The organism is Corynebacterium sp. HMSC11E11 (genome assembly GCF_001807025.1).
Taxonomy (GTDB): Bacteria; Actinomycetota; Actinomycetes; order Mycobacteriales; family Mycobacteriaceae; genus Corynebacterium; species Corynebacterium freneyi.
The window spans coordinates 1-12,170 of sequence record NZ_KV787160.1; the positions used below are offsets into that span (position 1 = coordinate 1).

At 68.8% G+C, this 12,170-nt stretch carries 11 protein-coding genes; 5 read left to right on the forward strand and 6 right to left on the reverse strand.

Annotated features, from left to right (window positions below; translation table 11 throughout):
* Positions 1-228 precede the first annotated feature (228 nt).
* Positions 229-684 (forward strand): DUF2871 domain-containing protein, encoded by a 456-nt coding sequence (locus HMPREF3121_RS09880; RefSeq protein WP_070522953.1) that lies wholly within the window; start codon positions 229-231, stop codon positions 682-684.
* Positions 685-782: 98 nt separating this feature from the next.
* Here HMPREF3121_RS09880 and HMPREF3121_RS09885 read toward each other — a convergent pair whose 3' ends face one another.
* From HMPREF3121_RS09885 to HMPREF3121_RS09895, 3 genes are read right to left on the reverse strand one after another with little or no spacing between them, the layout of a single operon-like run.
* Positions 783-3,485 (reverse strand): ABC transporter permease, encoded by a 2,703-nt coding sequence (locus tag HMPREF3121_RS09885; RefSeq protein WP_070522955.1) that lies wholly within the window; start codon positions 3,483-3,485, stop codon positions 783-785.
* Entirely contained in the window at positions 3,482-4,246 is a 765-nt protein-coding gene (locus tag HMPREF3121_RS09890) for an ABC transporter ATP-binding protein (RefSeq protein ID WP_070522958.1), read from the reverse strand. Before HMPREF3121_RS09890 ends, HMPREF3121_RS09885 begins: the two co-directional genes overlap by 4 nt.
* 45 nt (positions 4,247-4,291) lie before the next feature.
* On the reverse strand, positions 4,292-5,308 hold the full coding sequence (locus tag HMPREF3121_RS09895) for a pseudouridine synthase (protein WP_246580146.1): 1,017 nt from the start codon (positions 5,306-5,308) through the stop codon (positions 4,292-4,294).
* A gap of 17 nt (positions 5,309-5,325) precedes the next feature.
* On the opposite strand from HMPREF3121_RS09895, the gene HMPREF3121_RS09900 reads away from it, so the two are divergent.
* The 3 genes from HMPREF3121_RS09900 to HMPREF3121_RS09910 all read left to right on the forward strand — a co-directional run bounded on the left by HMPREF3121_RS09900 (position 5,326) and on the right by HMPREF3121_RS09910 (position 7,946).
* Positions 5,326-6,384 carry an LLM class flavin-dependent oxidoreductase gene (locus HMPREF3121_RS09900; RefSeq protein ID WP_371327340.1) on the forward strand — a complete coding sequence of 353 codons (1,059 nt, stop codon included), beginning with the start codon at positions 5,326-5,328 and terminating at the stop codon, positions 6,382-6,384.
* 122 nt (positions 6,385-6,506) lie between these two features.
* Positions 6,507-7,409, forward strand: a complete 903-nt coding sequence (locus tag HMPREF3121_RS09905) for a universal stress protein (protein ID WP_070522960.1) — start codon at positions 6,507-6,509, stop codon at positions 7,407-7,409.
* A 243-nt stretch (positions 7,410-7,652) separates the two neighbouring features.
* The gene (locus HMPREF3121_RS09910; protein ID WP_070522962.1) at positions 7,653-7,946 is read left to right on the forward strand and encodes a GlsB/YeaQ/YmgE family stress response membrane protein; all 294 of its coding nucleotides are present in this window, start codon (positions 7,653-7,655) and stop codon (positions 7,944-7,946) included.
* 224 nt (positions 7,947-8,170) lie between these two features.
* Here the strand turns inward: HMPREF3121_RS09910 and HMPREF3121_RS09915 are convergent, their stop codons facing one another.
* On the reverse strand, positions 8,171-9,148 hold the full coding sequence (locus HMPREF3121_RS09915) for a DUF559 domain-containing protein (protein WP_070522965.1): 978 nt from the start codon (positions 9,146-9,148) through the stop codon (positions 8,171-8,173).
* A 382-nt stretch (positions 9,149-9,530) separates the two neighbouring features.
* On the opposite strand from HMPREF3121_RS09915, the gene HMPREF3121_RS09920 reads away from it, so the two are divergent.
* Positions 9,531-10,142 (forward strand): TetR/AcrR family transcriptional regulator, encoded by a 612-nt coding sequence (locus HMPREF3121_RS09920; RefSeq protein ID WP_070522968.1) that lies wholly within the window; start codon positions 9,531-9,533, stop codon positions 10,140-10,142.
* Here the strand turns inward: HMPREF3121_RS09920 and yidC are convergent.
* Together yidC and HMPREF3121_RS09930 are read right to left on the reverse strand one after the other, a co-directional pair.
* Positions 10,084-11,445 carry a membrane protein insertase YidC gene (gene yidC / locus HMPREF3121_RS09925; protein WP_070522971.1) on the reverse strand — a complete coding sequence of 454 codons (1,362 nt, stop codon included), beginning with the start codon at positions 11,443-11,445 and terminating at the stop codon, positions 10,084-10,086. The genes HMPREF3121_RS09920 and yidC overlap by 59 nt on opposite strands.
* Before the next feature lie 145 nt (positions 11,446-11,590).
* The gene (locus HMPREF3121_RS09930) at positions 11,591-11,944 is read right to left on the reverse strand and encodes a histone-like nucleoid-structuring protein Lsr2 (protein ID WP_070522974.1); all 354 of its coding nucleotides are present in this window, start codon (positions 11,942-11,944) and stop codon (positions 11,591-11,593) included.
* Between the last annotated feature and the right edge of the window lie 226 nt (positions 11,945-12,170).

The window sequence follows — 12,170 nt, forward strand, 5'->3', positions numbered from 1 at the left end:
GTTTGTCCTTGGGGTGCGGGGCCCGTCTTTTTGCGTGTGGTGCGTGGTTTCCGCTGATTCCCTGTGTGGGGGTTGGCGGGGACCACGCTTTACGCGTCTCAAGGGGGCGTTTTTTTAAGGCGCTGTTCGTTTGAAGGCCCGGCGTCCCCAACTATTGATTGACCCGTCATCGGGGTGAAAACCGCAGGTAGATCGATGTTTCCGGCCTCCGTGAATAGGGTGGGAGGTATGAGAAAGCTTTACATCGCCGCCGCCACGTACCTTGGATTCGGACTCTTCGCCGGAGTCTTCTACCGCGAGTGGACCCGCGTCTACGACGCCGTCGAAACGTCGCAGCTGAATACCCTGCACACGCACCTGCTCGTGCTGGGCACGTTCTTCTTCCTCATCGCCCTCGCGTTGGAGAAGCTGTTCCGTCTCAGCGCGCACAAGTCATTCGACGCCTGGTTCATCGTCCACAACATCGCTTTGGTCTGGACCATCGGCTTCATGCTCGCCAACGGCATCGTCCACACCACCGGCAATGGTGACGCGTGGGGCGCCATGTGGTCCGGCATGGCCGGCCTGGGCCACATTCTGCTCACCATCGCATTCATCATGTTCTTCATGATCCTGGGCAAGCGCATTCGCCGCGTCGAACTCGACGAAACCAAGGCCGCGACGAATCCCGCACCTTCCGCCTAAGGGCCGCATCCGCCTAGCTTTCGTCGCATCCGCCAAGAATCCGCCCCGGCTCACCAGAGCCGGGGCGGATCGTCGTTTCGTGGGTACGTGCGTCGCGCCTATTCGTCGGCGATGGCGGCGAGCGGCGGAGTTTTGGCCGCCTTCCGCGCTGGCCAGACCGCAGCGAGGACGCCGACGATCGCGGCGCCGACGAGCACCGTCGCCAGCAACCCCCAGGGCACGACGATCGTGCCGAGTCCCTCGTCGGAAAGCACGGTCAGCAACGCCCACCCGAGGCCAAGGCCCAGCAACGCGCCGACCACCGCGCCGAAGATGGAAATCTGCATCGACTCCAGGCGAACCATGCGACGAATGTCGGAGCGCTGCATGCCGACGGCGCGGAGCATGCCGATCTCCTGGCGCCGCTCGATGATCGACAGGGCCAGGGTGTTGATGATGCCGAGGATCGAAATCACGACCGCCAACCCGAGCAGCGCGTACACGATGCCGAGGAGGGCATCGACGGAGGCTGCGGCGACGCCGCCGAACTCCTCCCGATCCTGCACCTGTACGACGAGATACGGGGCCACCGCCTCCTCGAGGGGGCCGCGCAACGACTCGACGCGGTCGGCGTCGATGTAGTCGTCACGGTCGGACGCATCGGCTCCGTCGTCGAGCGCCGCGGCCCGCGCGTCGGCGGATCCGCCCTCGATCCCGACGTAGATCTGCATCGGGGTGAGCATGGCGCGCGACGCCCCCGCCCGGTCCAGGATCGACGGCGACAGGGTGATGCCGCCCTCGCCGTCGATGTCGGAGTGGATGCCGGTGACCTCGGTGTCGATGATGCCCATCGGGGAGACCACTCCGACCGGGTGGCCGAGCTCCCAGCCGCGCTCTTCGGCGACCGACTCGGAGATCACCGCACCGGCATCGGGCGCGGCCAAGTCGAGCGAACCCGCGATGGTGTCCGCCGAATACCACCGGCCGTAATCGCCGTCGAGGAAGGAGCCGCCGCCGGGGCCGCCCGCGCCTCCCGGGCCGGTCGCGCCCGGTCCCTCGGCGATCGCGGCCTGCGCCTGCGCGAGCGCCTCCGGGTCGTCGGCGTCGATGACCTGCGCCGCGCCGAGGTAGACGGTGGCCGTGTCGGTGACGCCGTCGACGTCGGAGACCGCACCGCGCACGCCGTCGGGCATGGCCACGTGGGCCATCATCGGCGGGCTGAGCACGTAGTCGGCGGCGAAGTTCTCGTCCATGAAGTCGTCGATGGCGCCCTTCATCGTCGAGCCGAGCATGCCGACGCACGCGACGAGCGCCAGGCCGAGCGTGAGGGCGAACGCGGTGGCGGCGGTGCGCCGCGGGTTGCGGCGGGAGTTGGTCGCCGCCAGCTTTCCGACGGCCCCGAACGGCGCACCGATGACGCCGCCGAGAGAGCCCACCAACGGAATCGACAGCGCGGGGCCGGCCAGCCACATCGCGGCGATCGAGGCGACCGCACCGTAGCCGACGAGGCGGGCGCGGGGACCGGTGTCGCCGTCGGTCCACTGCAACGCCCAGACGATGAAGCCGACGGCCAGCACCGCCAGCACCGCGCCGGCGATCGTGCGGACCCGAAGCTTCGGGTCGGAGCCCTGGTCGCCGGAGCGCATCGCCTCCACCGGAGGGATGGCGCCGGCGCGGGCGGCCGGGGCCCACGCGGCGAGGACGGTGATGAGCAGCCCGGCGACGAGCGGCACCACGACGGCCGCCGGAGTGGCGGTCAGCCCGTTGCCCGGCATGTCGAAGCCGAATGCGCCCATGGCCGCGTACAGCAACTGCGACAGGCCGAAGCCGGCGGCGACGCCGAGCAGAGAGCCGACGAGGCCCACGACGATCGCCTCCATCACCACCGAACCGGTGAGCTGCCCGCGGGACGCGCCGAGGGCGCGCAGCAGCGCGAACTCCTTGGTCCGCTGCGCCACCAGCATGGAGAACGTGTTGGAGATGATGAACGTGCCCACCAGCAGACCGATGAGGCCGAAGGCGACGAGGAAGTAGTTGACGAACCCGAGCGCCTGCGAAATCTGCTCGGAGTCGCGTTCGGCGAGCGCGGCGCCGGTGTCGACCTCCAGGTCGGGGAACTCGGCGGCGATGCGGTCGCGCAGCTGTCCGGGATCCACGCCATCGGCGGCGGCGAGCACCACCTGATCGACGTGTTCGCCGTCGGTGTAGAGATTCATCCACGTGTCCACGGGGAACAGGACGCCCAACCAGCCCGCGACGTCGCCGTCGAGCTGGTACACGCCGGAGATGGTGACGTCGGCCCGGTCGGAGCCGGTGACCACGGTGACGGTGTCGCCGACGCCGACGTTGCCGCGTTCGGCGGCGGTGTCGTTGACCGCGACTTCGTCGGGGCCCCGCGGCGGGTTGCCTTCGGGGAACGTGGTGGAGGGGCCGACGGCCTCGGCGTCGTCGTAGTACGGCAGGCCCTGGGCGGGGGCGCCGCCGGTCTGGATGGGCTTGCCGTCGGAACCGGTCATGATGACGCTGGCCGCCCGCGCGCTGACGTTGAGTGCGCCGACGCCGTCGACGGCCTCGATGGCGTCGACGGTGTCGCGGTCCATGCCGGGCGTGCCGGACGGGGATTCGACGACGACGTCCATTCCGTCGTAGGCGGTGGCCAGCACGCCGTCGAACGCCTTGTTCAGCGATGCGGTGAACACGAATGCGCCGGAGATGAACGCGGTGCCCAGCACCACGGACAGGATGGTCAGGGCGAAGCGGATCTTGTGGGCGGCGAGGCTTCGGACGGAAACCCGCCGCATGGTCGAAAAGGATGCGCTCACTGTTGTTCCATGCGCGCCATGCGGTTGAGGATGGCGTCGGTGTCGGGGTCGCGGAGCTCGTCGACGATGCGGCCGTCGGCGAGGAAGATGACGCGGTCGGCGTAGCTTGCGGCCTTGGCGTCGTGGGTGACGATGACGACGGTCTGCCCCAGGTCGTCGACGGCGGTGCGCAGGATCTGCAACACTTCGCGCGACGAGTTGGAGTCGAGGTTGCCGGTGGGTTCGTCGCCGAAGATGATCTCGGGCCTGCCGACGAGGGCGCGGGCGCAGGCGACGCGCTGCTGCTGGCCGCCGGACAGTTCCGACGGGCGGTGCGACAGTCGCCCGGTCAGGCCGAGTCGGGAGGTGATCGAGTCGAACCATTCCCGGTCGACGGTGCGGCCGGCGATGTCGACGGGCAGCGTGATGTTCTCGGCGGCGGTCAGCGTGGGCACGAGGTTGAAGGACTGGAAGACGAAGCCGAGGCGGTCGCGGCGCAGGGCCGTGATCTCCTTGTCGGACAGGGCGGACAGTTCGGTGTCGCCGATGCGCGCCTCGCCGGAGGTGGCGGTGTCGAGGCCGGCCATGCAGTGCATGAGGGTCGACTTGCCGGATCCGGAGGGGCCCATGATGGCGGTGAATTCGCCGCGGCCGAATTCCACGTCGACGGCGTCGAGCGCCGTGACGGCGGTGTCTCCGGCGCCGTAGCGTTTGGTCAGGCCGATCGCGCGGGCGGCCGGCTCCTTCGGGGTTGCGGTGCCCGGGGTGTCGGGTACGGACATGTGTGACCTTCCGTGCGGTTGCGCGCCGGCCGGGGTGCCGGTCGGTTACATGTTCCCCATTATGTCGGGTCGCCGCCACGTGGGGCTCCCGCGCCGGCTGCGGAAGGTGCGGCGTCGCCCGGTGGTGGGGTCGTCGAAGGACAGTTCGCGGCACAGCAGGTGCATGGGGCGGGCGGGGTCTTCGGCGTCGGCGGGCAGGACGTCGGGGTAGAGCGGATCCCCGAGGATGGGAAAGCCCAGGTCATGCAGGTGCAGCCGCAGTTGGTGGGTGCGTCCGGTGATCGGCCGCAGCCGCCATAGGGCGGTTCCGGGCCCCGGGTGGCCGTCGTCAAGCGAAACGTCCTCGACGACGGTGATCGCGTTGGGTTCGCCGGTCACCGTGCGGGCCTGCAGGATCCCCCGGGTCTTCTCCTGCCGCGTGCGCAGCGTGAACGGGGCGTCGGGCAGTTCGCCGGGTGCGGGTCGGCGCGTGCGGGCCTCGTAATGCTTGACGACGGCGCCCGGGTCGGCGAAGAGATCCTGGTACGCGCCACGGACCTCGGGCCGGGCGACGAAGACGAGAACGCCCGAGGTCAGACGGTCGAGACGGTGCGCGGGGATGAGGTCGCCGTCGTCGAGTTCGCGGCGCAGGCGGACCACGGCGGACTCGGTGATGTGGCGGCCGCGCGGCGTCGTGGCCAAAAACGGAGGCTTGTCCACGACGACGAGATCGCGGTCGCGGTGGAGGATCGGCATCGGCCCGGCGATGGTCGGCTCCGGCGCGGGCAGCCGGTAGAACCAGATGTCGGTGCCGGGGCGCAGCGGCGCGTCCGGGGCCAGGGGGCGGGCGTTGGCGTCGACGACGGCGCCCTCGGCGAAACGGGCGGCGACGGTGGCCGGACCGTCATCCGGGTGGCGGTGGGTCTGCCCCTCGACCGCGGCGGTGACCAGATCCATCGCCGTGACCGGCGCATCCCCCGGCGCACCGGGGGCGCGGACGCGGGAGGGATTGAGCCCGTCGCGAATCGGCAGCGGCGCCAGGCGGCGGCGACGGCGGCGTGCGGGCGGAGGGGTCGTGGGCACGGGAGGATCGTAACAACGTGACCGTCGGAGGCGGCGGCGCGATCCGGGGCGTCGTGTACAACGAGGGCATGAGCCGATCTCGTCCACCGCTGTCCGTCCTCGACCTCGTGCCCGTGTCGGCCGGGTCGACCGCCGCCGAGGCCATCGCGGCCACCGTGGAGGCCGCCCGTGCCGCCGAAACCTCAGGTTACAAGCGGTTCTGGGTCGCCGAGCACCACAACACCCTGAACATCGCGTCGTCGGCGACGACGGTGCTGATGGGCCACATCGCCGGCGCGACGTCGACCATCCGCGTCGGCTCCGGCGGCATCATGCTGCCCAACCACGCGCCGCTGCGGGTGGCCGAAGACGTGGGCACGCTGGCCACCATCCATCCCGACCGCATCGACCTGGGACTCGGCCGCGCGCCGGGCACCGACCCGTCGACCGCCCGGGAACTGCGGCGCGGAGCATCCGACGTCGTCGACTTCGCCGCCGACATCCGCGACCTCGTCCGGTACCTGGGGCCCGTGCGCCCCGAGGCGAAGATCGTCGCCTACCCCGGCCAGGGCACCAACGTGCCCATGTACGTCCTCGGCTCCACCACCGCCGGCGCGTCCGTCGCCGCCGTGCTCGGCATGCCATTCGCCATCGCCTCCCACTTCGCACCGCACCAGCTCGCCGAAGCGCTCGAGGTCTACCGCGACTCGTTCAACGCCGACGCACCCACCGCCACCATCGCCGAACCGCACGTCATGGTCGCAGCCAACGTCCTCGTCGCCGACACGGCGGAACGGGCGCGCCGCGAATTCTCCGTCATCCAGCAGATGTTCCTGTCACTCGGCCGCGGCGGCGCCCGCAAACCCCTGCCCCAACCCGTCGACCACCCCGAAGCCGGCGCCACCATGCTCGAATGGCAACGCGTCCAGACCATGCTCCGCTGCTCCTTCCACGGCACCGCCGACGACGTCACCGCAGGTCTCGACCAATTCGCCGCCGACACCGGCGCCGACGAAATCATCACCGTCACCTACTCCCACGACCCGAGCGTCCGCATCGACTCCATCCGGCGACTGGGGGAGGCCTGGCTCACCTGACCGCCGAAAATCCCCGAGGGCAGTCGTCGTAAAGCAGCCGAAACGGGGGTAGCGTGAGTGGTGGACGTGCACAAGAGAGGCGGAAGCCGACAGCGGCCGCCGCCCAAGGAGGAAGGGGCATAATGCCCAAACAAGACATCATCGTCTGCGCCGTCGACGGTTCGGATGCGTCCAAGACCGCAGCCAAGTGGGCGGCCAACACCGCAGTCAAACGCGGCATCCCGCTGCGCCTCGTGAGCAGCTACTCCATGCCGCAGTTCCTGTACGCCGAAGGAATGGTCCCGCCGCAGGAACTCTACGAGGACCTCGAAGCCGAGACGCTCGAGAAGATCGAGGAGGCCAAGAAGGTCGCCATCGACTACATGCCCGACGTCGACGTCTCGCACCAGATCGAAGAAGGCAGCCCCATCGACATGCTGCTCGACCTGTCCGAGCAGTGCACCATGATCGTCATGGGCTCCCGCGGCCTCGGCGGACTGTCCGGCATGGTCATGGGATCCGTGTCGGCCGCCGTCGTGTCGCACGCGTCGTGCCCGGTCGTCGTCGTCCGCGAGGACAACGCCGTCACCGAGGAAACCAAGTACGGCCCCGTCGTCGTCGGCGTCGACGGATCCGGCGTGTCCCAGAAAGCCATCGAAAACGCCTTCAAGGAGGCCGAAGCCCGCGGCGCCGAACTCATCGCCGTGCACACCTGGATGGACATGCAGGTCCAGGCGTCGCTCGCCGGCCTGTCCGCCGCCCAGCAGCAGTGGCAGGTCGTCGAGGAAGAGCAGAACGCCCTGCTCGGACAGCGCCTGGCCGGCTGGTCGGAGCGGTTCCCGGACGTGAAGGTGACCAAGGTCGTCACCCGCGACCGCCCGGTGCGCGCCCTGGCCGACGCGTCCGAGGGTGCCCAGCTGCTCGTCGTCGGCTCGCACGGCCGCGGCGGCTTCAAGGGCATGCTGCTCGGGTCCACGTCGCGCGCGCTGCTGCAGGCCGCGCCGTGCCCGATGATGGTCGTCCGGCCGGATTCGCTGCCGAAGTAAGGCGGAAGCGGCCGACGGAGGACTCCCGGGCGGGGTCGGGATCGATGGGTTTCGCGCCACGGTCCCGCCCCGCCCGTCGGCGTTTCGGGGCGACGAAGGCGGGGTGCGTCGGGGATGCCGGGATCGTTCCCGAATCGTTAGCGGCCCGGGCTGCCACTTTGGGTGCATATCGTTTACACTGGGGTGGAACCGGTGAACGACGGTTCCGAATTACGGTTCCGTCTCCCGTGAAAGGAAACAACAATGACTGACACTCTTCTCCTCGCCGCCACCGCCCCGACCCTCGGCTTCATCGGCTGGATCATCGTCGGTGGTCTCGCAGGCTGGATCGGCTCGAAGATCATGGGCACGGACGCATCGATGGGCGTCGTCCTGAACATCATCGTCGGCATCATCGGCGGCTTCCTCGGCGGCTGGCTGCTGGGCGCGCTCGGCTTCGACGTCGAGGGCGGTGGCCTCATCTTCAGCTTCATCACCTGCCTCATCGGCGCGGTGATCCTGCTGTGGATCGTGGGTCTGGTGACCAAGCGCCGCTAAGCGCTTTCCGCGCCACGCGATTCGGCCCGGGTTTCCTTCCTCGCGGAAGGGCCCGGGCTTTTTCATGCGCTGCCGCGGTTCCCGCGCAGCTTCATGCTTCACGACGCCCGCGTGGAGGCGGTGGCCGTCGCAAAGTACTGCCACCGTCCCGCAAACAGCCTGGTCGCGATTTTTCGGCCGGCCGAAATGTCGACTTTCTCACCGGCACTGCCCGCTCCGCGCCTCTACTCCCGCCGAAGCAGCCCCAAGTCCGCCGCGAACGACTCCGCATGCGCCCAGTGCAGGGCCTCGTAGAGCTCCCAACACGGCAGACGATCCCAATCCGACTCGACGCGCACCCCACCCATGCGCTCCCGGATGGTCGCGGCGATCTCGGCGACCACGACGTCGAACCGATGGGTGACGTCGAAGTCGTGGTACCGCAGAAAACCCCAGCCCCGGCGGACGGCGAGATTCTGGCGGGCCCGGTCGTGGCGGAACGCCTCGACGGTCGCGTGGTACTTCTCCGAATCGAACTCGATGACCAGCCGCGCCCCGACATGCACCAGATCGAAGCGATACGGGCCGATGGCGTAGTCGAGCACCACGATGAAGCCCAGCCGCTCCAGCGCCCGCGCCACCCGGCGCTCCACGTTCGACCGCGCCCCCTCCGGCGCCCACGACAGCAGCGTGACCAGCGCGGACGCCCGCGGGTGGTTCAGTTCGCGCGCCTCGGCGAGCAGCGCCGCGCGGCTGGCCATGGTGGGGAAGGTGCCGTCGACGATCGTCGCCGTCAGCCGCTCGCCCCATTGCGACGGGGCCATGAGATCCGCCAGTGTCTGCGCCGCCCCGGTCACGCGCCACCCGTCGATCATGGCGACGACGGTGTTCGCGGGTTCCCGCCGGTGTACCACCGCCCCCTGCAGCGCGGTGATGCTGCGCGGAACGATGACGTCGAGCACGTCCGGCGGCGACTTTCGGAACCCGTGGAGCCACGCCGCCGTCCGATGCGACAGCACCGCCGACGGGTTCAGGCGCGTCACCAGCGACATCTTCGCCTCCAGGATCGTCGGTGGCGTCGCGTACCAGCCGCGGCCGATGCGGACGAGCTGGCTGGCGCGCATCGCGGCCTTGATCGTCCGGTCGGTCCACCCGTCGGCGAGCAGTTCGGCGCGGGTGGCCCCGCACGTCGGCAATGGCAGATGTTCGATGTTTCCCCCCATGGCCACTTAGCGTGGCACGGTCGGGCCAGTTCCGCTCGGCGACGGATACGCCGGTCAGAAAGTCCACATTTCGGCCCGCCGAAAAATCGCGACCAGGCTGTTTGCGGGACGGTGGCAGTACTTTGCGACGGCCGCCGCCTCCACGCGGACGTCGTCAAGCAAGAAGAAGCGGCAACAGCGCGGCGCGCACCGCAACCGGGAGCCCAAGCCGCGAAAAGTGGCGGGCAACCCTCCCCGCGGGGCGGCGTGGCTGTAAACTCGGGTGAAAGCTCGGCCGCACTGACCAGTCTGACCACTCGGTGCGGCGGTGATGCACATCACCACCGCAGGACGAGCACCGCGCAGGTCAGGCGCAAACGAGGCGAAGGGACGGGAGCACGACGTGGCGGACGCGACGACCGGCAAGACGCGGGGGCGGCGCCGCAACCGCCCGAGCCCGCGCGACCGACTCCTGACCTCCGCCACGGAGCTGTTCGCCAACGAAGGCATCCGCGTCATCGGCATCGACCGCGTCCTGCGCGAAGCCGACGTCGCCAAGGCCAGCCTCTACTCGCTGTTCGGGTCGAAGGACAAGCTCGTCATCGCCTACCTGGAAGACCTCGACCAGAAATGGCGCGCCGCATGGGAGGCGCGGGCGGACACGCTGGACACGCCGGAGGAGAAGATCCTCGCGTTCTTCGACCAGTGCATCGCCGAACAACCCACCATCGGCTTCCGCGGATCGCATTTCCAGAACGCCGCGTCGGAGTACCCGAATCCGGCGACCGAGTCGGAGGAGGAGATCCGCGCCGCCGTCGTCGCCCACCGCACGTGGGTGTGGGACACGCTGCGGCAACTGCTGGCCGAGAAGGAATGCAACCAGGCGTCACTCCACGCCAACATGCTGATGCTCTACCTCGACGGCGGGCTGGCCGGCTCGAAGATGTCGAAGGACCTCACGCCCCTGCAGACGGCCCGCGACCTCGCCCGCGACCTGGTTTACGCCGAGCACTGAGGCGGCCGCCGGTACGGCGTCGGACGTGGTCGTCTTTCGCCAGCGTCATGCGAACGGCGACCTTCCCCAGCTTGCCGACGATCCGGTCGTCGCCGGGCTGGCCGTCGGCGTCGTCCGGTGGGGGCGCGGACCGGCGCCACGCTTCGTTGATGCGGGTGTTGCCCTCGAGATTGGGCAGGCGCCCCTGGGAGTCGGCCCGCAGCAGCCGCGCGAGCTGGCGGGTCTGGTGGATCTTCGCCTGCTGCGCGCGTTGCCGGTCGGTGACGGCCTTCGCCGCGGCGTCGCGGTCGGCGAGGAACGTGCGATGGGCGTCCCACAATTCGGAGCGGCGGGAAGGTTGGCGGATGGTGCCGGCGAGCGCGCGCCAGCGGGAGCTTCGCGCTTCACGACGGCCCTTCGCCTTCTTGGAGCGGTCGTCGCGCCGGGCATCGCGGGTATGGTCGCGCAGCGCCTTGAATTCGGCGGTGAGCGGGTGGCGGCGCTCCAGGATGATCGTGATGATCGCGTTCTGGCTCATGGTCCAGAGGTTGTTGCAGACCCAGTAGACGACGATCGCCACCGGCGCGGGGCCGAGGAAACCGAAGAACAGGGGAAACGACACCGCGAAGAAGGTCATGGTGACCATGTATTTGTAGGTGCCGCGCATGAAGCGGGAGCCGTGGTCGAGGGTGCGGCTGAGGCGATTGATCGAAATCGCCATGTTGATTCCCGTGAACGTCGCCGCCGCCACGATGAGCGGGGCGCACACGGCGAAGACGTCGGCGAAGGTGGTGTCCAGTTCCGCCAATTGCGCCTCGGGCATGGCGATGTACGCGGGCAACGGAACGCCGGCGAAGGTGGCGGAGGTGAACTCGCGGACTTCGTCGCCGCTGAGGAAGCCGACGCTTTCGGTGACCCCCTCGGAACCGTGCGCCCCGGCATTGGCCATGCGGCGCAGCATCCGGAAAAGGCCGATGAAGACGGGGATTTGCACCAGCGGCGGGATCAAACCGGTCCACGTGCTGATGCCGTTGCGTTCCCGCAGCTCCTGCATCGCCCATTTCTGGTACTTCGCCGCGTTCGGTTCGATGCTGCGGGAGTACTTTTCGCGGATCGCCGCGAATTGCGGGCGCAAATTGACCGTTTTTCGGCCCATCAACAATTGTTGATAGGCGATGGGCAAAAGCGCCAGGCGAACGGTGATCAGCAGGAGAATCACCGACGCGGTCCAGGCCGCGGACACGGAAACGCCCGGCACCGCCGCGATGATCAGATGCCAGGCTTTGAGGATCCCCGAAATGAGGAAGACCAGGGGTTCCAGCAACGGAAGCCATCCCCTTTCACGTGCCCGGCACCCGCGAGCCCGGCCCGGGACGATCCGGGCGGGGCTGGCGGGTGCGGGTGGTCGGGCGGGGCCGCGCCCCGGGGTTTGGTGGCGGGAGCGGGCCGTGCGGTCCGGTGGGGCCGGATCAGGAGTGCGCGGCCTCGTACTCGTCGATGATGGCCTTCGGCAGGGCGCCGCGATCGGCGACGGTCATGCCCCGGTCCTTCGCCCACTGGCGGATGATCCGGTTGCGCTCGCGCTGCTTGGTGGAATTCGGGTTGGATCCGCGGCGGGCGCGGGTGGCCGGAGCGGAATCGTCGGCGTGCGCCTTGTCGACGTACGGGCGGATCATCTGGTCGAACTTCTCCGCATTGGCCGCGGAGAGGTCGAGGTAGTAATTGCGGCCCTGGTATCCGAAACGGACCACCTTGATGTCATCCTCGTGCAGCGTGGTGCCGTCGAGGTCGTCGATGTACTGGATAACTTCCTTGCGCGCCATATGATGAACCTTCGTCATTGGGATGGTGCGGAAGTCATGGTTCTGACTCCGATGCGCCATCTGGGGATTGATGTTCGTCCAATGTCGCATTTTATACCAGGACATTGGTGCGGGTGTCTACGTCGGCCGCATGTTCAGTCGATTCTTAGAATCTTTACCATTAATGGTGGCGCACTTCGCCGTCGAGGTTATCTGGCTCATCCGGATCTGGAGTGCGTAATTAGCG